Annotated in this window: 20 protein-coding genes and 1 pseudogene; 11 read left to right on the top strand and 10 right to left on the bottom strand. The window is 44.6% G+C overall.

Features of this window, described 5'->3' with window-relative positions:
- Entirely contained in the window at window positions 1–201 is a 201-nt protein-coding gene (locus QUA77_RS00185; RefSeq protein ID WP_333037473.1) for a hypothetical protein, read from the bottom strand.
- Window positions 202–405: 204 nt separating this feature from the next.
- On the opposite strand from QUA77_RS00185, the gene QUA77_RS00180 reads away from it, so the two are divergent.
- Complete coding sequence (locus QUA77_RS00180; RefSeq protein WP_333037475.1) at window positions 406–1,098, top strand: DUF2259 domain-containing protein; 693 nt, start codon at window positions 406–408, stop codon at window positions 1,096–1,098.
- Window positions 1,099–1,495: 397 nt separating this feature from the next.
- On the opposite strand, the gene QUA77_RS00175 is transcribed toward QUA77_RS00180, so the two are convergent.
- The 4 genes from QUA77_RS00175 to polA form a co-directional block, all read right to left on the bottom strand.
- Window positions 1,496–3,211, bottom strand: a complete 1,716-nt coding sequence (locus tag QUA77_RS00175; protein WP_333037476.1) for a HAMP domain-containing sensor histidine kinase — start codon at window positions 3,209–3,211, stop codon at window positions 1,496–1,498.
- 365 nt (window positions 3,212–3,576) lie between these two features.
- Window positions 3,577–4,098, bottom strand: a complete 522-nt coding sequence (locus QUA77_RS00170) for a hypothetical protein (RefSeq protein WP_333037478.1) — start codon at window positions 4,096–4,098, stop codon at window positions 3,577–3,579.
- A 531-nt stretch (window positions 4,099–4,629) separates the two neighbouring features.
- Entirely contained in the window at window positions 4,630–5,202 is a 573-nt protein-coding gene (locus QUA77_RS00165; protein ID WP_333448891.1) for a thermonuclease family protein, read from the bottom strand.
- An 11-nt stretch (window positions 5,203–5,213) separates the two neighbouring features.
- On the bottom strand, window positions 5,214–8,381 hold the full coding sequence (gene polA / locus QUA77_RS00160) for a DNA polymerase I (protein WP_333448890.1): 3,168 nt from the start codon (window positions 8,379–8,381) through the stop codon (window positions 5,214–5,216).
- Window positions 8,382–8,581: 200 nt separating this feature from the next.
- Here polA and QUA77_RS00155 point away from each other — a divergent pair, with 200 nt between their 5' ends.
- On the top strand, window positions 8,582–9,907 hold the full coding sequence (locus tag QUA77_RS00155) for a J domain-containing protein (protein WP_333448889.1): 1,326 nt from the start codon (window positions 8,582–8,584) through the stop codon (window positions 9,905–9,907).
- A 311-nt stretch (window positions 9,908–10,218) separates the two neighbouring features.
- Here QUA77_RS00155 and QUA77_RS00150 read toward each other — a convergent pair whose 3' ends face one another.
- The 3 genes from QUA77_RS00150 to QUA77_RS00140 form a co-directional block, all read right to left on the bottom strand.
- Window positions 10,219–11,916, bottom strand: coding sequence for an EAL domain-containing protein (locus QUA77_RS00150; protein ID WP_333043010.1), 1,698 nt, complete (start codon window positions 11,914–11,916; stop codon window positions 10,219–10,221).
- The gene (locus QUA77_RS00145; protein WP_333448888.1) at window positions 11,916–14,288 is read right to left on the bottom strand and encodes a PAS domain S-box protein; all 2,373 of its coding nucleotides are present in this window, start codon (window positions 14,286–14,288) and stop codon (window positions 11,916–11,918) included. Before QUA77_RS00145 ends, QUA77_RS00150 begins: the two co-directional genes overlap by 1 nt.
- Window positions 14,289–14,793: 505 nt before the next feature.
- Entirely contained in the window at window positions 14,794–15,984 is a 1,191-nt protein-coding gene (locus tag QUA77_RS00140; RefSeq protein ID WP_333448887.1) for a WD40 repeat domain-containing protein, read from the bottom strand.
- Window positions 15,985–16,236: 252 nt separating this feature from the next.
- On the opposite strand from QUA77_RS00140, the gene QUA77_RS00135 reads away from it, so the two are divergent.
- A complete protein-coding gene (locus QUA77_RS00135; protein WP_333448886.1) occupies window positions 16,237–16,611 on the top strand; it encodes a DUF1257 domain-containing protein in 375 nt (124 codons plus the stop codon).
- A gap of 46 nt (window positions 16,612–16,657) precedes the next feature.
- Window positions 16,658–17,518: a DUF6920 family protein gene (locus tag QUA77_RS00130; protein WP_333448885.1), complete on the top strand. Its 861-nt coding sequence runs from the start codon at window positions 16,658–16,660 to the stop codon at window positions 17,516–17,518.
- A gap of 152 nt (window positions 17,519–17,670) precedes the next feature.
- Here the strand turns inward: QUA77_RS00130 and QUA77_RS00125 are convergent, their stop codons facing one another.
- The gene (locus QUA77_RS00125) at window positions 17,671–17,847 is read right to left on the bottom strand and encodes a hypothetical protein (RefSeq protein ID WP_333042677.1); all 177 of its coding nucleotides are present in this window, start codon (window positions 17,845–17,847) and stop codon (window positions 17,671–17,673) included.
- Between the two features lie 26 nt (window positions 17,848–17,873).
- Between QUA77_RS00125 and QUA77_RS00120 the strand changes: the two genes are divergently transcribed.
- Window positions 17,874–18,140, top strand: a complete 267-nt coding sequence (locus tag QUA77_RS00120) for a type II toxin-antitoxin system ParD family antitoxin (RefSeq protein ID WP_333042678.1) — start codon at window positions 17,874–17,876, stop codon at window positions 18,138–18,140.
- Entirely contained in the window at window positions 18,137–18,439 is a 303-nt protein-coding gene (locus tag QUA77_RS00115) for a type II toxin-antitoxin system RelE/ParE family toxin (RefSeq protein WP_333042679.1), read from the top strand. Before QUA77_RS00120 ends, QUA77_RS00115 begins: the two co-directional genes overlap by 4 nt.
- A 26-nt stretch (window positions 18,440–18,465) precedes the next feature.
- On the opposite strand, the gene QUA77_RS00110 is transcribed toward QUA77_RS00115, so the two are convergent.
- Entirely contained in the window at window positions 18,466–18,981 is a 516-nt protein-coding gene (locus QUA77_RS00110) for a hypothetical protein (protein ID WP_333448884.1), read from the bottom strand.
- 276 nt (window positions 18,982–19,257) lie between these two features.
- On the opposite strand from QUA77_RS00110, the gene QUA77_RS00105 reads away from it, so the two are divergent.
- From QUA77_RS00105 to QUA77_RS29225, 5 genes and pseudogenes are all read left to right on the top strand, one after another.
- Window positions 19,258–20,136, top strand: a complete 879-nt coding sequence (locus QUA77_RS00105; RefSeq protein ID WP_333448883.1) for an ABC transporter ATP-binding protein — start codon at window positions 19,258–19,260, stop codon at window positions 20,134–20,136.
- On the top strand, window positions 20,133–20,909 hold the full coding sequence (locus QUA77_RS00100) for a hypothetical protein (protein ID WP_333448882.1): 777 nt from the start codon (window positions 20,133–20,135) through the stop codon (window positions 20,907–20,909). Before QUA77_RS00105 ends, QUA77_RS00100 begins: the two co-directional genes overlap by 4 nt.
- Before the next feature lie 37 nt (window positions 20,910–20,946).
- Entirely contained in the window at window positions 20,947–21,351 is a 405-nt protein-coding gene (locus QUA77_RS00095) for a hypothetical protein (RefSeq protein WP_333448881.1), read from the top strand.
- Between the two features lie 65 nt (window positions 21,352–21,416).
- On the top strand, window positions 21,417–22,082 hold the full coding sequence (locus QUA77_RS00090; RefSeq protein ID WP_333448880.1) for a hypothetical protein: 666 nt from the start codon (window positions 21,417–21,419) through the stop codon (window positions 22,080–22,082).
- A gap of 153 nt (window positions 22,083–22,235) precedes the next feature.
- Window positions 22,236–22,340, top strand: a pseudogene (locus QUA77_RS29225) (Rpn family recombination-promoting nuclease/putative transposase); the annotation flags it as partial.

The following is a 22,340-nucleotide window of genomic DNA, read 5'->3' as shown; positions in this document are numbered from 1 at the left end:
TTAATTCCCTGCATTAAAAATGATGGCTGCTGTAGAGGCAATTGCTCGATCGCCCGTACAATTGTCATTGTAGGGAGTTACGGAGGGCGATCGGATCGGTGTTCCCCTATCTGTAGATAGGTATTTCCGTCCTTTGTCGCAGTTTCTGGCAGCCAAAAGCAAACTGTCGCCCCTAAAAGTTGCACTCTTCGATAAAAGCAACTCTCACCTTAAAAATGCTTTCTAGTGCCACTTGAAAAAACGGCATATTCTTAAACAGTCTCCTGCTGCGGAAAATGGAGAAACACTCATGTAAATAGGAGAGAGGACTTGAGAAGCGTCACAGTCCTATAGCTAAACCCAAAGCGTTATTGTTTTACTCATCAATAACAGCCGCTATAACTCTCACACCTGGAAAATATAGCTATGAAAATTTTACCTTTAATTTCGCTAGGTATTATAGCAAGTGCCGCGATCGCACTAGCCCCTGAAGCTTTGGCAAGTACCTGGCGTGCCGCACACCGAATGTCTGGTTTTTCAGCCGACAGCAATTACTACTTGTATCTAGAAAGTTCCAGAGATACAGGAGCGGGAATTCCCAAAGCAAAATTGCAAATTGTCCAAGTTGCTGCAAATTCCTGCATCAAAAATGGGTGTATCCAAACTAAATATGGCGAGCCAGACTCGAATAAAAGCACTAAAATGGCAGAAGATGACTTGCTTCAAAAAAGTTGGAATAACAGGCAAACTTTGAAGTTAACTCCTCCTCAAGCTGGAACTAAACTCAACATTATTTCTCGTACTCCCGGAGCCAATGGAAGCGAGACAGTCGCCGTCAAAGTCAATACAGCAAAGCTTTTACAAATTCGCCTGGAACAGCGGCAAAAAACTACTCCTCCTGGCAAAGAAAGCGCGGCAATGCGTCTTGTAATTAATCATAACGGTCGGCAGCGTGTCCTCGGAAACCTGAACAATTTTCAAGATTGGGTGTTCTCTTATTCAATCCGAGAAGTTCGTTTGTCTCCGAACGGGCGCAATGTCGTTGTCCTGTTGGACAAGACAGAACGCACTTTTGAAGGAGTCTTGAAAACTACTGTTGTACAAGGCTTTGTTCTGTAGGCTTGCTATATTCCCAGGTTTTGACCGGGGAATTATCAAAACTAACGCATAACCCCTATATGTAAGGTGCACACGGTGGACCTACAGATAGAGTCTATGCGTTAGTCCGGGTTGTTAATTATTCTTTATTTTGATAATTGGGCGTTTCTTAATCAGGGTATGAATCACCTTTTCGATTGAAGTTACAAAACTCACCCAACTTGGCTTAGAGCAATTGGGAAATCTTGAATTCATACCTGTATTCAGCAACGCCGATAATTGATATATCAATACATTTTAAAATTTCCCTCTTCCTTCCTCCCTCTTTCTTTTTCCTTGAACATCTGCCTCCTGACTATTGACTAATGCTCAATAATTAATCCGTGTATCGGTGTCAAAATCCATATTTTGCCTGACTTCATGCCTGCATCACCACCCGTTCCGGGAGACTGACAATAAAAGTTGAACCTTTACCGTCTTCGCTTTCAACGCTAATTTCGCCGCCGAGAATTTGACATAAACGCTGGCTAATTGTCAATCCCAAACCCGTGCCTCCGTACTTGCGGGTAGTCGAAGCATCAGCTTGGGTAAAAGGTTTAAATATCTGCTCTAATTGCTCGTCCGTCATGCCGATGCCGGTGTCGCTGACTCGAAACATTAAAACTTGAGAAGTGTAGTTTGAACCCGACTGAAAATCATTATTTTTATTTGGTTTCGCCGATCTAGATTTTTCAATTTTCATTCTTTCGACGCCGATAGTAATGACGCCTTTTTCGGTAAATTTGGCAGCGTTGCTGAGCAAATTAAGGAGAATTTGTCGCACTTTCGGTTGATCGGCGTACATTGTGCCGAGTTCGCCTTTTGTTTTCAGTGCTAAAGCATTACCTTTTTTTTCTACTAGCGGTTGAGCAGTAGTCATCACTTCTTCAATCATGGTCGCCACGTCGAAGTTTTCCAAATAAAGGGTGACGTGACCTGCTTCTATTTTGGAAATGTCGAGGATGTCGCTAATCATATCCAGCAGGTGTTTGCCTGCAGTTTGAATTTTTTCTAAGTCCGGGAGAAAGTCTTCTGAACCAGAATCTTGAGCATCTTCTTGCAGCATTTCGCTGTAGTTAATGATGGCGTTGAGGGGGGTGCGTAGTTCGTGGCTCATGTTGGCGAGAAATGCACTTTTCGAGCGGTTGGCAGCTTCGGCGGCTACTTTGGCTTCGTGCAATTCTTCTGTGTATTCGCCTACTCTCTGGATTAGTTCGTTGAGGGAAATTGCTAGCATTCCCACTTCGTCGGAAGTAGTGACGGGTACTTGCAGGTCAAAGTTTGATTCTTCTGTCACTCGCTGAGCGATGAGGGTGGTGGCTTCTAAGGAGCGAGCGATCGCCCCGCTGGTGTATGCTGCTAGAATTGCTGCCATCGCACCTGATATCAAGAGAGAGCCAACGAGAATGAGAGTTCCGAGTTTTTCGGCATTTTCGTAGGTTCTCAATGCCTCGTCTACTTTCTCGCGAAAGTTGACGGCCAGTTGGGCTGAATCCTCGGAAAACTGTTTGAGTTTCAAAGCAGTTTCGCCAGCCACAAAATTGTTCAAATTCCGCCCCAAAGCCTGCTGCTGCTTCGGATTCAAAGCAGATAGTTTCGCAGCAGCCAACAATTTTTGTACTTGTTGAAAGTATGATTCTACAGTTTTGCCGTTGGCTTGAGCGAACTGTTGAAGCTGTTGGTAGTCTTTGGCAATCTCGGGATTCTTCGTCGGCGACGAGGTTTGCAGTTGTTCGAGGATGCCGCTCATCTGAGCAACGCGAGTCAGGAATTCCGAGCGTTGGCGATCGAAAATTTGCGGTTTGGCCGTCAGACTCGCCAGTTCTTGCTGCTGAATTCTGACTTCCTGCACCGTGTTATTGAGGTTTGTCAGGATTTCCGCTTTATCTCGGTCGATCGCTAGTTTTTCTCTAACTTGCTGTTTGTGATAGGATTCTACTCCCCGTCCCGCCACAGCACCCAAAACGGCAATACTAATGACCAAGGCGTATCCGCAGCCGATTTTCTGCCTGATACCCAAGCGGCCCAACAGACTTTTCAACCCTATTTGAGGACGGTTCTGCAGTTGATTTTTCAAAGCTAAGGTTAAAGACATGGGCAATGTACTCGTCACCTTTGAGAGGCACCATCTATATTCTAATTGATGCCTGCATGAGGGTAAATAAAGTTCTGGCTTCAGGCCAGCTTTCGGCAGTTATTGGGTCTTTGCAGGGTTCCACAGCTCGATCGGCTTGACAGTTTGGAGGAGTTATGCGTAACAAATTATAGCAGAACCAAGAACCAAGAACCAAGAACCAAGAAGCAAGAAACAGTCAAAGGCAGGGTGTGAGTAATTAAGAACGTACTCACCGTCGGGCGTGGTTGCGATATAAGTGGCGAGTTATAAGTTGCAAGTTATGAGTTAGACTTCTGATTGAAAACTCTACTCTACTCGCAACCCACAACTCTATCGCTGTTCCCCTACTGGCAAAGTCGAAATTGTGCTATATCAGCAGGAATTCTTGAAGCATTAGGTACGCTAGCACTTGCTGGAACGAAGATTCCCAGGCCGTAACTGCAACCCTCTGCCGTCGTGCATTCCCCAGGCTTAGCAGTGATTTGATATTCGCCTTGGGATGGGGGAGTAAAAGAGATTGACGCCAGTTCGCCTGTTTTTTGACTCACAGCGATTTCCTGACCGCTTGCATCCTTGAGAGATAAGTTTAAATCCTGACAATTTCCGTCGCAAGTGGCAACAAAAACATACTCCACATTAGGATGCAGTGTTGCTCTAAAAGGAGATGAAACTTGCTTGCGAACTTGGCCCAGCAACGGCACAAATACTAATTTTTGACCGTTGCCTTTCCGCTGGTCAACTTCTGTTTTCAAGCGACAAATAACCGTTTTTTGGTTGTCGGTCAGTTCTTGAGCAATCGCATTTCCTACAATTGCAGTACCGAGGATTAGGGCAAGGCCGGAAATAACCAGATGTTTGAAATTCATTGATGTCCCTTAAAGTTAATTTTGGGTGATTGCAATAGACCGCTTTTGTCTGCAGTCTATTAGTTTATCTGGAGCCTATCACATTTGTTGACTTTTCCGAAAAAACAGCTCGGAGAAAAGTGCGATCGAACTCATGTCTGGTTTTAGATTAATCTGGCGTCAGCTATCGCCGAAACTCCACAGATTGCAGACCGTAGGAGCAGAACCTCGTCCTGATTGTATTGTACTAAATTAGGACGATCGGCATCGGTATCTAGAAACCCGCTTTCTGGGCCGATGCGGAGGAGCTAAACCTAAGATTTATAGTAGAGACGGGGTTTAACAAAACCTGAGTCAGTCCAAGACTGTAAATGTCTGATAAAGGTTCCCAGACTCCACGCCCACAACATCATCCTGTCCCTGTCAATATACAAATCGGTTGAAACTTGTGGCTCTACTAGACTAACAAAACTCCGAAGGCAATAATTAGCTCGTACTCCTACCATTTTCCTTATTTTGACCCGATCGCGAAGTCGAAGGGCCTTCTTTCCATCATTTATCACTGTTCCGAAATTTCCACGCGGGAACAAACTTAGAATCTCCCCAAACGCCGCGGCGATTTTTCTTAGCTTCGGCTTCCGCTTGTTCCAGAACACTTGCACTCGGACAATTTTTCAAGTAAGGACGATAAACCATTGCTAATCCTTCGCGGGTCAAAACTTCTTGGGCAAATGTGCCGTTTGGCAAGCGAACTTCGCTAACTTTGCGGCCGTAGCGGTCAGTATCGGTGACGGTCAAAACAACGCGACCGCCCCCTTGTTTGACTAGCTGCTGCATTCTTTGCTGCGCTAGATTTCCCCACTTAAATTGATTTTTTTTTGCTGCTGCTTTGCTATTTTTCTCAGCATTTGTGTGCGCGACTTCTGGTGCATCTACACAGGCAAAACGCACTTTTATATCTTTCCCGGCGGCATCGCTAGCGACAAGGGTGTCGCCGTCGCTGACTCGCTTGACAGCATAGTTGTTGGGCGCTAACTTTTGTGGACACCCGAATAGTAGCAATAGCAGAGCAACTGCACTTAAGGTTTTTATTTTTGGGAAAATGGCGATTTTAAGTTGGCTCATATTTCTTTGTTTTATTTAGTTTCCATCCAATTTTGCCCAGCGTGGATGTCAACTATCAGCGGTACCATACCGGGCGCATTTTCCATCGCACTTGTATTTTTCGGCAGAGCATTTTCCATCGCACTTATAATTGTCGGAGCACTTTCCATCGCACTTCTAATTTTCGGCTGCAATTCTTCCCATTCATCGGGAGGTACTTCAAAGATTAATTCGTCGTGAACTTGCAGCAGCAGCCGCGCCTGATAGTTTTGCAAAATTTTGTGTACCTCAATCATGGCAAGTTTAATGATATCAGCACTAGAGCCTTGAATGGGAGCGTTGGCTGCAGCGCGCAAAGATTGGGCGTCATCTCTGCTGACAGATTTAAGTCTATCGGAGTGAATGTCTTGGGGATTGCGGCCTTTTAAGTCCAGGAGGCTTTCGCTCTCGAATTTTAAATAGCGGCGGCGGCCTAGAATTGTGGTAACGTATCCGAGGGCGATCGCCTCTTTTTTTACTTTCTCCAAATATTCAAAAACTTTACTGTAACGCTGGTTAAATCGTTCAATAAACTTTTTACCGTCTGCTGAAGTTTTGCCCATCGAACGACCAAACTTAATCGCCCCCATACCGTAAATTACCCCAAAATTAATCGTTTTGCCAAACCGTCTTTCGTCCGGCGTTACTTCCTCTTTTTCAAACAGCAGTTGAGCCGTTACGGTATGCACATCTCGGTTATTTTGATAAGCTTCAATTAACACAGGTTCTTGACTCAAATGAGCCAAAATTCGCAGTTCAATTTGAGAATAGTCAGCCGACACCATCACCCAACCTTCTTCCGGTAAAAAAGCCTTGCGAATTTGCCGCGAAAACTCGGTGCGGATGGGAATATTTTGTAAATTTGGATTGGAAGAAGAAAGCCTTCCCGTACCAGTTGCAGCTTGGTTGAAATCTGTATGCACTCGCCCGGTATCCGCACGCACTAACTGCGGCAAAGCATCGACATAAGTTGATTTCAACTTGGATAATGTTCGGTGTTCTAATAAATCGTCTACAATCGGGTGGTCTCCTTGCAATTTATCCAATACGGCGGCGTCTGTAGAGTATCCCGTCTTCGTTTTTCGCGACTTTTTCTGAAACTCATCCGGGATTTTTTCTAACAAGATTTCGCTGAGTTGTTTCGGGGAACCTAAGTTAAATTTTCGCCCCGCTGCTTGATAAGTTTTTTCTTCTATTTCTTTTAAGCTCTTTTCTAGCTGTTGCGATAGTTCTTGCAGATACTCTGAATCAATGCGAATTCCGCAATATTCCATTTCTGCTAAAACTGGTTCGAGGGGCTGTTCTACTTCCAGCAATAACCCCTCTAAAGTTTTTCCTGGAAAGCTAGATTCATCAAATTTCTTCAATTTTGCTTTAAGTTTACCTACTAACTGAAATGTGGTGTACACATCCATGCCACAGTAGTCTGCTACTTTTACAATACTGATGTCAGCAATTGTTTTGTTTTTCGGCACTAATTCATTGTAAGTTTTGGCAACAATGCCTAAGTATTCCCTTGACAGTTCGCTGAGGCTGTGGCTGGTTTCGGGATTGAGTACGTAACTGGCTAGCATGGTGTCGAAGACGACTCCTGCTAGTTTGATTCCCTGACAGCGCAGGATCGATCGATCAAACTTAGCATTTTGCAGCGCCTTCGGATAATTCTCGCTTTCCAAAATCGGACGCAAAGCATTTAAAACTGTGGCTTTGTCCAAGTTTTTGCCCGTTTTATGTCCCGTAGGAATGTAAGCGAGATCCTCTTCGCCGGTTCCCCAACAGCAGCCAATTCCGACTAATTCGGCGTCTCGCGGTTCGATGGCGGTGGTTTCGGTATCCCACGCCACGGGTGAGGCTTTGTCGGTGAAGGTTTGCAGCAGTTGGACTAATTCGTTTAACTGTTCGGTTGTTTGAATTATTCGGGGTTTAATTGGCAGTTTTTTCTGTTGCTGAGCGGCTTTGGTATCATCATGACTCCAAAAGGATAAGGCATTTTCTTCTGAACTTTCAGAAGTTGGAGGTGACTTATCTATTGTGGGGTGGGCATCTGGCCCGCCCTGTTCCAATGGCTTTTCTACACCCTCCAATGGCTCTTTTACACCCTCCAATGGCTGTTCTAGGGTGTTTTCCGACGAGGCAGAGCCTCTGGATATGCGTTCCCGGGCAGAGCCTGGGAACGAGGATTCTTCTTGTGGTTTTTCCTTTTCTTCAACGCCGCCAAAACGCTTTTGAATTTGTTTTACTTTGCTTAAAAATGTTTTAAATTCCAACTTTTCCAGCATGGGAATCAAGGCAGATTCGTCAAAACCTATAAGCTGGCAATCTTCTAAGTTGATTTCTAAGGGCACGTCTTGGACTATTGTCGCCATGCGTTGAGAATGGTAAGCAGCTTCTTTGCCTTCTTCTAGCTTTTTCTTGGTTGCGCCTTTAATTTCATCTATAGCAGCATAAATTCCATCGAGGGAATTGTAAGCTTCCAGCAATTGCAGTGCGGTTTTGTCGCCGATGCCTTTAACTCCGGGGATGTTGTCGGATTTGTCGCCGCACAAAGCTTTGTAATCTACTACTTGTTCGGGCAAAATACCGAGTTTGGCTTTGACTTCTTCCGGGCCGTATTCTTGGGATTTGCCTTTGCCCGATCGCCTGAGTTCATCGGTACTCAAATATAATACGCTGATTTGTTTTTCGGTTTCTACTAATTGAAACAAATCTCGATCGCCCGTGAGGATTTTGACCTGATAACCCGCCGCGCTGGCTTTGTTTGCCAAAGTTCCCAAAACATCGTCTGCCTCGTAGCCCGGAGCAGTTATTGCAGGTAAATTCAAATAGGTGAGCAATTCTTGCAGGTTTTTGATATCCGGCTTAAAATCTTCCGGTGTTTCGGCTCGACCGGCTTTGTAGGTGTCGTCTGCTTCGTGGCGAAATGTGGGTGTGGCGAGGTCAAAGGCGATCGCCATGTACTGGGGGTCGTGGGCTGCCATTACTTCCAGCAGCGACTTGAGAAAGCCAAAACAGACGCTGGTGGGAATGCCCGTCGTAGTTCGCAAGCCTCCGTCTCGACTTTTGGCAAAGGCGAAGTAGGAGCGAAAGGCCAGGGAGTGACCGTCAACTAAGATGAAGATGGGAGCTTGATTTTCCGACACAGACACAGTTACCGATCGCACGAAAGGATTTTCTCATTGTAGCCAGTTGTCAGTCTGCATTGATCGACCGGAAGGATGGCCCGCAGACTTGAGGACGCTTGACACTTGAGCGGATCTCGGCTTACTGTGCAGCTTGGCTGACAATAGTACAAGATATTAAGTACGATTCCCTACGGCATAGCTTCGCTTCACGCGAATTTACCAACACCTGCCCGAAGCCTATGGCTGACATTAATCGATGCTACGAAATCCTCGAAATTGAGCCGGGAAGTTCCCTAGAAGAAATTAAGCGTGCTTACAGGGATTTAGCGTTTGTGTGGCATCCCGATCGGTTTGCCCACAATGATCGCCTGCAACAAAAAGCTCACCAAAGATTAACAGAAATTAATGAAGCTTACCACCAGTTGCTGTCGTTTCTGAGTCAGCCTGAATCATCGAGGTCGATCGAAAAACAGTTTCCGCAGCCACCGCCCCCTGCGCCGGAAAAGCCGCTGAGAAGGCGTTCTCGAAAATCAGTCGCTAGGCCTGGTTCCCAGCGCCGTCAAACCCGCCCAAAAGCCGCCTCCAAAAAATTTCTCACTCAAAAAAACTCTTCAAGCAAGAAACGATTTACCACTCAAAATCGTCAAGCGTGGCGGGGCAGAAAGCAACCAGGGCGAAGCGTTGCGAGGGAAGCACGGCCATCTCAAAACTATCCAAAGATTATCTCGAAAAGGAAAAAAGAATTTTCAACTCAATACTCAAAACCGCGAAGCGCGCCGAGGGAAGTGCGGCCATCTCAACACTATTCAAGCTTCCCTTGGTGGCCGCTGGCAATCGCCGTGGCGAGTTACGCTTTGACCGGTTGGATTTTGACGAAATCAACCGCCCCGCTGTGGATGTGGGCTTTAATCTGTGGTGCAGATTGGCTGTGGGCCGCGATTTTGCTGGCGGAGGGTTCGGCAACGCCTAGAGTGTGGCTGGCGGCGTTAGTTTTAGCTGGGGCGGTAGGGGGGTCGATCGCCGGTTTTCAGGCGGGAGGAATGGTCACAGGGGCTGCTTGGGGCGCAGTTGGGGCTGGTTTGGGGGCGATCGCCAGTTCTGAGGCCGAGTCGCGGGCTGTGGCTGCTGTTTTGGCTGTAGGGGGAGTAGTGACTGTGGTGGGATTGATGGCGGGAACTGGTTCTGGGAATTGGGTCAAGGCGTTGGTGGCGGCCGTGTGTTGGGGGGTTGTTGGCTTGATGTGCGGGCTGGCGGCGGAAGTAGGTGGGAATTCTGGCGGCCCCGTCGGGCTCTCTGGTGCGATCGGGCTGGGGATTGGGGCGTGGGCGGGGGTTTTTGCTGGGGCGGGTTCGGGGGATCTCGTCCAAGCCTTGGCTATCGCCGGGTCTAAGACTGTTTATGGGGCTTGGGCTGCGATCGGCATTATTGCTGGAGTTGTGGCGCGGATGGTAGCTGCTGAAAGGTTGATCCACACCGGCAGCGGGCTTTATACGTTTATCCTGTTGGTGGCTACTTCCGGTTTTGGGCTGTGGCTGGGAAGTTGGTTGGGCGATCGTATCTTTTAAATTAGTCATCAGCCATTAGTCATTAGTCATTAGTCATTAGTCATTAGGAAAAATTATCCATTACCAATTACCAATTACCACTTCCCCATTATCCTATTGTCTAGCAACCACTAAGACAATTAGGATGTTATTAATTGCTGACACCCTTCCTTCTTCCTTCTTCCTTCCTCTTTCTTCCTTGTTCCTGACCTCCGTTACATCCCGTACAGTGCTCGTTGCCAAACTTCCCTCTTCCTGACATCCGTTACATCCCTTATATCCGTTACATCCGTTACACAATCCGTTGCCGAACTTCCTTCTTCCTCCTTCCCTTACCGAATCCGTTGCCGAACTTCCTTCTTCCTCCATGATAAATCCCAGCACTTATCGCTTTTGAGCAGCGCTTCAAACTCAGCCCTTGGCAAAGCCTGACTGAAAAGATAGCCTTGAATTTCGTCGCATTCGTGCTCGCACAAAAAATCAAGTTCCTGCTTATTTTCTACCCCCTCAGCCACCACCGTCATGTTCATGCAGTGTGCCATTTGAATAATCGCTATTGTTATTGCTGCATTTTGGCGATCGTCTGCAATGTCGCGAATAAAACTCTTGTCTATTTTGATCGCATCAAACGGAAAGAGTTTGGGATAACTCAAAGAAGAATATCCCGTTCCAAAATCATCAATTGCTATCCTAATTCCCTGATCTTTCCACACCGTAAAAGCTTTAGCTGCTGCAATTTCGTCTTGCAAAACCAGACTTTCCGTCAGTTCTAATTCCAAAAACTTGGGATCGAGAGCTGTTTCTGTTAATATCTCCCTGACTCTTTCCGTGAAATTTTTGCGCTCGAATTGACGGGCTGACACGTTAACTGCCACTCGCAGGAGTGGCAAACCTGCTCTTTGCCATGTTTTAGCTTGCCTGCAAACAGTCTCTAATACCCATTCGCCCAACGGTGCAATCAAGCCCATTTCTTCAGCCATTGGAATAAATTCCCCAGGGGAAACTCGCCCCCGTTCGGGATGATTCCAGCGCACCAAAGCTTCAGCACCAATCATTTTACCTGTTTTAATTTCTATTTGAGGCTGATAGTATACTTCAAATTCTGAGCTTTTTAAAGCATGGCGCAAGCAAGTTTCTTGAAGAAGTGTATTAATAAAAAAATTAGCATTCTTTGCCGTATAAAAATGATAAGTATTGCCCCCTTTTTGCTGAGATTGATACATGGCTATATAAGCATTTTTTAGCATTTCATCTCCGTCGGTGCCGTCCCCGGGATACAAGCAGATCCCCATACTAGCAGTGACATAGACTTCACAATCTTTGACAATCATAGCTTGGGAGACGATATCTAAAATGTTTTGAGCAATCTTAGCCACATCCTGTTTTTCTGCAACTGGTTTAAGAATCAGCGCGAATTCGGCCGCTTCCAAACGAGCAACACTATTAATGTTTTCCATACAGTTAGTTAGCCGCTGGGCGATAGTGCAAAGCACTGAGTCGCCGATATCGTGTCCCCAGGTTCTGTTAATGCGGTTGATTTTATCTAAGCTAAGCGTGACAACTGGAACGACTCCGGACAATTCTTTTTGAGCATCTAATACTCGACTTAACTTTTCTCGCAAAAATGAACGATTTGGCAGGTTGGTCAAGCTGTCATACTGATGTCGGTAGAGTGCCAGTTGAATAGTTGTGTGCAAGTTTTTTTCTTCAAATGGCTTGACAATATAGCCGAAGGGTTTTGTACTATTGACTCGTCGCAAAGTAGTTTCATCGGCATAAGCTGTCAGATAAACTACCGGGATTTGAAAGCGCAAGCGAATTTCTTCGGCGGCTGTAATGCCGTCGATTTCTCCTTGGAGGTTAACATCCATTAAAACTAAATCCGGGCGAAACTTGGCTGCCGATTCAATCGCTTCTTCTCCCGAATAGACCATGCCAGTTATTCTATATCCTAGAGATATCAAACTGTCGGAAATGTCTTCCGCAATGATGCTCTCGTCTTCAACTATCAGAATTTTTTTGTTGGACACTAAATTTTCTCCTTAGAGTGCAATTTGGGCTGAGAAAAGGTTATTCTAAAAGTCGTACCAGCAGTTTCTAACAGTTCTATTCCCCCCCGGATTTGCTTGACTAGAGACCCGACCAGTCGCAAACCCAACGTTCGGGCTTTGCGATAATCTAAGTCTTGAGGAAAACCAATTCCGCTGTCGCTCACGGTTAGCACGCAAACTCTGTTATTATCTAAAGTGAAATCTATCTTAATTTTACCTTTCACTTGCCCTTTAAAAGCATATTTGAGGGCATTTGTCACAAGCTCGTTGATAATTAACCCGCAAGTAACGGCCGTATCAATATTGAGAGAACACGGCGCAATATTTGTTTGCAAGTTGACGCCTTCTGCATGATTTTCATAAGCTTGGAATAAATTGTGGGCGAGATTTTGGATGTATTCAGCAAAGTCAATGTTTGACAAGTCTTTGGATTGATACAATTGTTCGTGAACCAGGGCCATTGATCTGACTCGATTTTGACTTTCTTTTAACATTTCACTAACCTGGCTGTCTTGGATGTAGCGGGACTGAAGTTTTAGCAAACTGGAAATAACTTGGAGGTTGTTTTTGACACGGTGGTGAATTTCTTTGAGGAGAACTTCTTTTTCTGCGAGGGATGCTTTGATGCCATCTTCGTCGCGCTTGCGCTCTGTAATATCCCGCACTACTGCTTGAATTACTTTTCGTCCGTTAATTTCCATTGCATTTAACAGCACTTCAGCGGGAAATTCTGAACCGTCGAGTCGTTTGTGTACCCAGTCAAAGCGACAGCTACCTGTTTGCATTGCTGTCGATATTCTCTGTATTGCTAGACTAGATGAGTCTTGTCCGCTAGGCTGAAATTGTGGGGAAAAGTCGCTCAGTTTCTTGCCGTAAAATTGTTTTGTGTTGCTACAGCCAAATATTTTTAAGGTCGCGGGGTTGCAGTCAAAAAACTCCTTTTCGTCAAGCAACATTACTGCGTCGCTGGTGGCTTCATAAAGGCTACGAAATTTGTGTTCTGATTCTTGCAGAGAGCAAATCAATTGGTTTTTGAGAGCTTCCGCACGCTTGCGATCGGTAATATCTATTCCTACAGAAACTGCTGCGGTTCCCTGATGATATTTCTGAGCTACTATCAAATAGTTGCGGACGAAACCGTTAATTTCTATTTCTATTTCTTGGCAGATTTGCTGAGATGAACTGTCAAAAAAAATTCGGATCAGTTCTCCGAAAGTCGAGCCTTTGTCGAGAAAGTTGATTTCTTGACCGACAAAGCTTTCAGGAGACAGGTTGAATGAGGTTGCTAAGTGCTGGTTGACTCCGATATACCGCAAATCTGAACTGATCCAAGAAATCAGTCCGGGTACGGCATCCAAAACGGCGCGAAGTTGGTCTGTAGCTTCTTGGAGTGCTTCTTCCGATCGCTTGTGCTCGCTAATATCTGTCGCCGTTCCGCACAAGCCTAAAATAGCGCCGTTTTCAGCTTGGTTGACGATGCTGTTGACGCGCAGGTGGACGGGAGTACCGTCTTTGCGAATGTGTACTGTTTCGTAAGGAGAATTAGCGGTTTGGGGCTGAAGTTTGGTTCTCGCTAAAAGTTGGGCAAATATTTCTCTTGGTCTACTTCCTTGATCGGGAACTAAAAAATCGGTGAAGCGGCGTCCGATCATTTCTGGTGGTTCGTAACCATAGATGCGTTTGGCGGCGGAATTGACAAAAGTCAAGAGGCCTTCAATATCGATCGACCAAATCAATTCTTGGGAGGTTTCTACGAGGTTGCGGTACTTTTTTTCGCTTTCGGCAAGTGCTGCATTGAAGACTGCCGCCTGCTGCTGCTGTCTCTGTTCTAATTCTTGATTTGCCGTCTCCAGAGTTGCGATCAACTGCTCGCGCTCGGTAATTTCAGTAGAAACACCCACTGCCCCAACAACTTCGCCGTTTCCATCTCGCAGCGCTGCCGATCGAATTTCGTGAATAAAATGCCTCTCTCGGACGTTCCAAGTGCGATCGTTTCCTGCTAATACCTCGGCAATATTTTCTAAGATATCTGGCTGGCTGCTGTAAACTTCACCAATCGATCGCCCGACAGTTGCACCTGGTTTGAGTCCCAAATTTTCTAATCCTTTCCCTGCTGCAAGGGTTAACTTGCCTTCTCTGTCTGTTGCCCACAGGAAAATAGGGGCACAACTGACAGCGGCGTGAAGGGTTTCGTTGGCTTGTTTGAGCCGATCGATTTCTGCATGAAGCAGATCCTGGGTGGTGTTTAATTCTACCGTTAGTCGATCGGCTTTTTGCTGCCAACTCGCAGCAGTATCGCACATTTCTGCGAGATTGCGGGAACGACAGATGGATTGGTTGCAGTGTGACATGGTTACTCTAGGGCGCACTGTATATTTAACCCTAGCCTATCTTTTAAGCATAAACTTTTTAAGTCAAATATTACAATTAGCAGTAATACTCATCCGACCAAGATGCGATAATATTAAAGGTACTTTAAAGGATTCAGAAATTGCGGCTCGCTCAGGCTTTTCAGCGACAGTTCACAAATTGATAATAAGCTGAATAATGCCTGCCAGTCGGTATTTTTACGGTAACTATTTGTAGTAGTGCAAAAAGAAGTTCCGCAATCCTCGGCTTGCACAAGAACTGGGATTGTAAATTTATTATATTTGTTTGCGTAGATTCACGCAGCGAGGAAGAGGGAATTGGGAAAATTGAAATATAGGCAGCGCCTGAATGGTTAGGAGGTATTTAATTTGTGAAAATCATGAGGTCGATTCCCTCTTCTTTCTGCCTTCTGCCTTCTTCCCTATTTCCTATTCTCTCTTTCTGCCCTCGGCTACATCTTGTACAGTGCTGGTTGCCGAACCTCCTTCAATTAACTCCCCAAGTTTTGACAGTTTTGTCTATACTACCACTGATAATAGTTTCACCATCGCTGCTAAAAGTAAGACAAGTAACAGAGCTTTGATGTCCGCTAAGAGTGTAAAAATTTTCGCCGGTACTGGCATTCCAAAATTTGATATTACCATCGGCACTAGCACTGACAACAGTGAGTCCGTCGGGACTAAAGGCGATCGCATTTATCGAGTTAAAATGCCCGGCTAAAGTGATTGAACTATCTGGATTCGATAGCTGCCGCAGTTGAATATTTCTGTCCCAGCCGCCAGTAGCCAAAGTCTGCCCGTCTGGGCTGAAAGCCAGACAATTCGCATAACCCTTAATTGTTTGGGAGCACTCTCTGCTGCGGAGGTTCCACAGTTTAATTGTACCGTCAGAACTGCTGCTAGCGAGAGTTTGTGCGATCGGGCTAAAAGCAAGACTAACAATTCCTGCTTTATGAGCTCCCCAAGTTAAAAGATTGCCAAAAGTACAGATTAACTTTCCCGTCTCTAAATTCCAAATTTTGATAGTAGTATCTGCCGAACCGCTGGCGATAACTTGACTGTCGGGACTGATGACAATTGCGCTAATTTCCGCTTCATGTCCGAGGGAAGTATGCTGCAATTCTCCTCCCTGCCAAATTTCGATCGCGCGGTGTTTCGGAGTATTTCTGCTCCTCACAAACACTTCACTTTCTTGGCAAAGGACAAAAGTTTCTTGAGCGCGGGGATACTTGTCAACAGTATAGAGTATTTCTCCTGTATCTACATCGCAAATTCTAATAATTTTCCCGTGCAAACTCGCCGTGTGATCTCCTCCGGGACTAATCGCAACATTTGTCCCAGTTTTGACCGTGCGGATGCAGTCAAAAAGCTTGTAAGGTACGAAGTCTTTTAAAGCTTGGCTGACTAAAGGTTCTGTCCTCGATCGCAAAATTAAATAAGCAACTCGCTGCACTTCTGCTGCGGGGTCAAGCAGCGCCTCAATTGCTAAATTTAAACCAGCGCCTCCGTATTTAGGAGCATCTTTAACCGCGGCAATCCGCGACTCGATACTAGGGCTGTTGAAGCGCTGCTTGACCCCAGCGATGCCTCCCAAAACAGCGCCGGCGATCGGGATTTGGCTTTGACCGCCGAGGACAGCATCATATTCTCTGGGTTGGTTAGAATTGTCGGCAATCATACGATTTTAGATTTTAGATTTTAGATTTGAAGAAGTGGGGGATTGAAGAAAGCGAACTCACGGATGAATCTGGTAAATTGTTATCGGATACTATGTTTTTAATTTCTGAAATTATGAATCCGGGGGCTTGTAACCTGGCTACTTTCGCTGACGCTAAAACCTGGTTTAAGAGCACAAGTTCTAACTTATTGACTGTGGCAGTTTATAGTATTATAATCAAATCAGCGTTTTACACAAAAATCCGAAAGTGATATGTCACACTTCACAACTATCAAGGTTCAGATCAAGAACGGGGAACTGCTGCATCAAGTGTTGGAAGAGTTGGGTTATCAAGTAGAGTCCAATGTGCAGGTACGGGGTTATCGGGGTGACAAAACTAATGCCGAGTACGTGATTCGGCAATCCAATGGTTACGATTTGGGTTTTCGCCGCACTGGAGAGGATTACGAATTGGTGGCGGATTTTTGGGGCGCTCGAATTAATCAGCAGGAATTTATCAATTCAATTAGTCAAAAATACGCGCGCAAAAGTTTGATAGCGGCGGTGCAGTCAGAGGGTTTTCATGTTGAAGAAGAGGAAACTTTGGCAGATGGAACGCTGAGAGTTGTAGTGGGTAGATGGGTTTAAGACTCCCCCCGGATTAACTCGTTTTTATCTATCAAGAGGAATCACCATGTGGCGATCGGCGATCGTACTAATCATCCTTGCCCTTGTAGTTGGCATTGTTGGCGCGATCGCCCTTGGAGCATACCGCTGGCATCTCGGTACCCAGGAACTGCGAGCCAATCTGGAAGCTGCACGCTTGCCGATTAAACCTCTCACATTTGAGGCGCGGGAAATCGCCGATTTACCCCAGCCCGTGCAGCGCTACTTTCGTGCGGTGCTGAAGGATGGACAACCGCTAATTGCAACAGCGCGGGTTTCCCACGAAGGCACCTTTAACATGAGCGAAACGGCAGAAAAATGGAGCGCCTTCACCTCAACTCAATTGGTAATTACTCAGCGCCCTGGCTTTGACTGGGACGGGCAAATTGCCATGATGCCCGGTATCAATGCGTTTGTTCATGATGCCTACATTTCTGGCGAAGGCATCCTCCATGCAGCGCTGCTTGGCCTGGTGACTCTGGCGGATATCCGCGGCACTCCAGAAGCTGCACAAGGGGAACTGATGCGCTTTTTTGCGGAGGCGGCTTGGTATCCGACGAGACTGCTGCCGAGTCAGGGTGTTCGCTGGGAGGCGATCGACAATTCTTCGGCCAGAGCAACGTTACAGGATGGCGACACCGCTGTTTCCCTGGATTTCCGCTTTGATGAAGCAGGGCTAATCGCCACTGTCCGCGCCGAGGCCCGCGCCCGTACAGTTAACGGTGGGCTGGTGTTTGCGCCCTGGCAAGGCCGCTTCTGGGACTACGAATTGCGAGACGGTATGCGGATTCCGCTCTCGGGTGAGGTGGCGTGGCAACTGCCTGATGGCTCGCTATTGCCCTACTGGCGCGGCCGCATCACGAATATTGCCTATGAGTTTGCACGATGATTCTCGTTTGTGTTGCAGGGTACCCCGAATCCTGAGATTTTCCGAGGTATTTCATAGGAAAAATCTGGTAATATTTGGCAGGCCATTGGTTCGCCTCCAGCTTTTCGATCGTTCAGTTTGGGATATGTCTGGAAACTCTATGAAGGTGAGGTTTACAAGCGACTGAGGATATCGTCAGATAGGAAAAATAAGTTTAATGAATTGCTGGTTGTAGGATAAGTCGAAAGATGAGGATGCGATCGCCCAATCTCAGAGCGATCGAGCTTATCATTGGTATCGATCGCGAAATCCAGATTTTGCCACTGGTTTCGAGGACTGATGCGATACAATTAAAGCAAACGAGTAAATCAATACTATGAGCATTACTCTGACAAAAACCCAAGAGATATTCATCCAAACTAAACTGCAAACTGGTAAATATGGTTCTGCCGAAGAAGTGCTGGAAGTTGCTTTGCGATTGTTAGATGAGTACGATCGCGCCGATAGCGAATGGATCGATTCTGTACGAGTTAAGATAGATGCTGCTGTTGCCATGTCCGAACATACTCCACCTATTGATGGCGAAACTTTTATTGCAGGGATTTTGGAGCGTTTCCGGCAAGCGCGCGAGATTCAACAATGAAACGCTATCTCATAAACGTTCTGGCCAGCCAAGACCTCAACGAAATTGCTGATTATTTCACTACCAACAACATCGAAGCAGGTGAGCGCTTTTTTCAAGATTTTTCGCGTCGCTGCCAACAATTAGTCAACTTTCCTAATTTAGGCAGGAGTTATATAGAAATACGTCCCAACTTGCGAGGTCTGCGTTTGGATGGCTACATCATCTTCTACCAACTTTTAGATGATGGCATTGAGATTCTTCGTGTAGTTAGCGGTCGCCGAGATATACCATCCCTATTTGAGGAACAAGAACCGTGACATTGAGATATAAAATAGCACAGACTTTACTCCTCCAAGTCCACCTGCTTAACCTCCTCTAAAGGTATATTTAGCGCTTCTGCAATTTGTTCGTCGCTCAAACCAAAGTGCCGTAATTTTTCTATTGTTTCAATCTTAGTTTTATTTTTGCTTGTCTGCTGCAAGTCGGGATTTTTCGGCTGACTTAGATCGGGCGTAGGAGTAGAGGAATTAGAACAGTTGTTAATGTAGCTAATATTGCTACTATTTTTAATAGTAGTATTATTACCAAGATTTATATTCTGATTTATCTGTCTTTCTATAACGGATTCAAGATTACTTTTTTTTACTTGTTCGCCAAACACTTCAGATAACATTTGTAAAAGTTCGTGACTAGCCTTTTTAACGTGCTGGGAGCTATAACCATAAGTTTCTGCAACGTCAGCATATCTTTGACGATTCAGTATGCCTGCGATAATCCTCCGCTGCAAGTTATTTAGATGTTTACCTGTGTTGGTATAGACAGCTTCATCGACAAATTGCAATATCTGAGGACTGTCCATAGGTGGGATGGTGGGATAATTTTAGTTACTATAGCAAACTTTTTCCAACTTTTTCCAACTTTTTGGACCTCGCATCCGAATTTTAGGAAGTTCCCACTTTTTCCAACTTTTTTTACTTTACATTTTTTGTGCGATCGGTCTACTGTAGGAACAGTGTTTTAATATTCAATCTCAAAGTGTAACTCTGTAAGTCGCCCAAAAATCTGCTACTTCACCATTTTGTAGGATTTGGGTAGAGTCTGTGAGCAATATACATTTAGCGAGTAAACAGTATTGATGCAACCAATTTTTTTGACTGACTCACCTCTAAGCCCACAGCCATTATTTGAGTTAAAAAATGTTACATTTAGCTATGCTAACAGCCAGAATCAGCTTTTAGATAATGTTTCATTAAGCTTGTTTCCGGGTGAGAATATTGGTTTGATTGGAGAAAATGGCTGCGGTAAATCTACAATTATCAAACTATTGCTAGGATTATGCTTTCCTCACAACGGAACAGTAAATTTATTTGGAAGGAAAGTTTTATGGGGCAATAATTACCCCCAGCTAGGCTACATAGGTGATCCCTCTTATTACCCTGGAGAGTTAGGCTTGCCAACGGGGATTTTAGTTAAAGACCTTGTGCAAATTTTTAAGTCTCTATGCCAGCCAGAAAAGGAGCTAAAAGACTTATCTTACCGGGAAATTGAAGAACGGCTACAGATTCCTAGCTTTTATGAATCTGATGTTAGCAAGCTATCCAAAGGACAACGGATTAGACTGATGGCATTTTTAGCTTTGGCTAAGAAACCACAGTTATTAATTGCAGATGAAGCAACAGAAGGATTAGACAAAGAAGGTAAAAAAATTGTATTGTCAGAAGTTCAACGACTTGCTAATTGTCATCAAGCAGGGATTTTATGGATTTCTCATCGGCGGGATGAAGTCGCTAGGTTAACCGATAAAGTTTATGAGCTATTTCAAGGTAAATTACATGAACAAGAGCACCAAGGTTTTGATTGTCAAATAGAGACTGATTCTATTAACGCCGAGGCTAAAAAATATTTTAATCTCTCCAAAGATGGGGCTTTTCAAGCTTTGGAAGAAATCTTTACAGATTCATCAATCCATAAATTCCAGATGACAGGGCTTCTCCAAAAGAGGGAAAAGTTATGATGAATTTAAACAAGGCATGGGTGATAGTTAAGTTAGAAATTATAAAATTGCTCACCTCATATCATTGGCTAATTTTATTAGGAGGAGGAATAATTATTGCCACACTACCTTTTGGCTGGTATCAAGAACAACTAACCTTTTTTAATATCCCTTTAGAGGGATATCAGGGAGCCAGAGAAACAGTCTATATAAATCTTCTCCATGAATTGTTTTCATGGGCTTGGATTTGTATAGCCTTTTATGTATTTTCTGGGTTACTGTTACCCTTGGGAGATAGTTTTTCAGTAAGCCACTTACTCTGGCTGCGGCTTACTCCTTGCTCTCCTTGGGAGATTGCTGCTGCTAGAGCAATCAGGGTAATTGCTTATGGAGTTTGGCTTGGTGCTTTAGCGCTAATTTGGGTGTTAGTAACTTCCCTATATCATCATATTTACCCTGCCAATTTACTTTTAGATGTTTTGGGTTTAGTTAGTTATATCATATTTGCCGGAGGTATGATTGCACTCTTAGATTTTGACCTAGCATTTGACTACTTTTCAAAAATGGTAATCGCCCTTGTTGCTTTATTTTTTCCGTCTCTGCTAGACTTGGTAAAATTAGGTATAGATAACTTAATAGATGCTCAATATGCTAGATTTTTTCCTTTCACGCATCCCTTTGCTAGAGTTACGTCAGAGAATTTATATCATTTTGGAGTAGCAGGTCTTTTAGGCTTGTTTTTCCTCGGCTTCCATATATTCAGTAAACTGAAATATCGAACAGTAAAAAACTAGGCTATTGAGATAATCACATTACAAGGAGCTAATTATCATGCAATACAAAAAACAGAGAAAAACACGTTGGTGGCTCATCCTTCTATTTATCCCTCTGCTAGTTGGATGTAACCCTGTTACTGAGCAATTAGTGAGATTAGGGATTTATGTAGGAGATGTTTTAATTCATTCATTTGTAGGTATATCTATAGAATCTGTTAGTGATTATATTTCTGATCAATTAGGATATGATTTATCACCTCAATATGTAATTGCCGATCCTGATAATCCCTTGAAAGGAACTTCCTCAAAGGATTTGACATTCACTGGAGAGACTGCCAACTGTCAATATAGATATACTCTAAAAAAACCTAGAATGGTTAGGACATCAATTGATGAAATTTGGAAACCTATATCAGAGGCAAAAGAGAAAATAAATAAAAGTTTTCAGGAACAGTGTTGAACTACCAAAAATTGTAAATTTCCGTCTCAAATCCCGATGATTTAACCACACAGGAGGCAATAAATATGAAAAAGACGCTTTTAAAAATTCTCAGTGGAGCATTTATAGTTTTGAGTGTCTTGTTGTTCGCATTTGGCTGTATAAAGTTAGCTCGCGCTGCACAACCACCACAAGCTCCAACTATAGAAAGTGGGATTCCCGGTGTTGAAGTCGTGCTGCCTGCGCCCATAAATACTAACCAGGCTCAATATATTATTGGAAGTTCTCTAGCAATGCTAGGGTTAAGCATTGCAGGGTTTGTAGTTTCTTCGAGAATAACTGAAGTAAGTCACAATAATCAAAACAAGAAGAATAGAGAAACGACTCCTGACACTGTTACTGTTAATCTTAGCCCCGACGCCTCAGCAAAACCAGTGCAAGAAACTGCCAGACAGGAAAAAGATGTTCCTATAGTTGCTGTGGAAGGCAATCCTGGGACTGTTACCATAAATCTTAGCCCCGAAGACTCAGCAAAAATTTTTGAAAAAGCTGCCAATCAAGGAAAAGATATTTCTATTCTTCCTGATGTTTCTATTGTTACTGGGGAAGGCAACCTTGGTACTATTACTGTCAATCTTAGCCCCAAAGACTCAGCCAAAATTTTTCAAAAAGCGACAAACCAAGGAAAAGATATTTCTATTCTTGCTTATGAATTATTAGTCAAAATCTTGGACGGGGAAGCAGAAGACTAAGCTAAGTTTCTAAGAATCATTATTATAGCAATTTTTGGGCTTTGTATGTTTTTAGCGATCGCCCTAACCAGAAAACCCAAGTACGCTCGCCCGCAACTACCAAATCGTTTCAACGTCAGGAATATCATACCGCCGCGCGATCGCAACTAAGATGCGATCGCGCGGCAATTGCTCGATCTCCTGGATGATGCAACTATCAGTCAAACAACCGGACTCACTATTGAGGATGTGCGGAATTTGCGATCTGCTCGAAATTAG

It is taken from the genome of Microcoleus sp. K5-D4 (genome assembly GCF_036704575.1).
In the GTDB taxonomy this organism is placed as follows: Bacteria; Cyanobacteriota; Cyanobacteriia; order Cyanobacteriales; family Microcoleaceae; genus Microcoleus.
This window is presented reverse-complemented; position numbering and strand designations above follow the sequence as displayed.

Coding starts and splice junctions, on each gene's coding strand:
- QUA77_RS00090 (WP_333448880.1), top strand. CDS start 21,417: ATGAAAAAGACGCTTTTAAAAATTCTCAGTGGAGCATTTATAGTTTTG.
- QUA77_RS00140 (WP_333448887.1), bottom strand. CDS start 15,984: ATGATTGCCGACAATTCTAACCAACCCAGAGAATATGATGCTGTCCTC.
- QUA77_RS00115 (WP_333042679.1), top strand. CDS start 18,137: ATGAAACGCTATCTCATAAACGTTCTGGCCAGCCAAGACCTCAACGAA.
- QUA77_RS00100 (WP_333448882.1), top strand. CDS start 20,133: ATGATGAATTTAAACAAGGCATGGGTGATAGTTAAGTTAGAAATTATA.
- QUA77_RS00165 (WP_333448891.1), bottom strand. CDS start 5,202: ATGAGCCAACTTAAAATCGCCATTTTCCCAAAAATAAAAACCTTAAGT.
- QUA77_RS00180 (WP_333037475.1), top strand. CDS start 406: ATGAAAATTTTACCTTTAATTTCGCTAGGTATTATAGCAAGTGCCGCG.
- QUA77_RS00175 (WP_333037476.1), bottom strand. CDS start 3,211: ATGTCTTTAACCTTAGCTTTGAAAAATCAACTGCAGAACCGTCCTCAA.
- QUA77_RS00095 (WP_333448881.1), top strand. CDS start 20,947: ATGCAATACAAAAAACAGAGAAAAACACGTTGGTGGCTCATCCTTCTA.
- QUA77_RS00110 (WP_333448884.1), bottom strand. CDS start 18,981: ATGGACAGTCCTCAGATATTGCAATTTGTCGATGAAGCTGTCTATACC.
- QUA77_RS00155 (WP_333448889.1), top strand. CDS start 8,582: ATGGCTGACATTAATCGATGCTACGAAATCCTCGAAATTGAGCCGGGA.
- QUA77_RS00170 (WP_333037478.1), bottom strand. CDS start 4,098: ATGAATTTCAAACATCTGGTTATTTCCGGCCTTGCCCTAATCCTCGGT.
- QUA77_RS00135 (WP_333448886.1), top strand. CDS start 16,237: ATGTCACACTTCACAACTATCAAGGTTCAGATCAAGAACGGGGAACTG.
- QUA77_RS00120 (WP_333042678.1), top strand. CDS start 17,874: ATGAGCATTACTCTGACAAAAACCCAAGAGATATTCATCCAAACTAAA.
- QUA77_RS00145 (WP_333448888.1), bottom strand. CDS start 14,288: ATGTCACACTGCAACCAATCCATCTGTCGTTCCCGCAATCTCGCAGAA.
- QUA77_RS00105 (WP_333448883.1), top strand. CDS start 19,258: ATGCAACCAATTTTTTTGACTGACTCACCTCTAAGCCCACAGCCATTA.
- QUA77_RS00130 (WP_333448885.1), top strand. CDS start 16,658: ATGTGGCGATCGGCGATCGTACTAATCATCCTTGCCCTTGTAGTTGGC.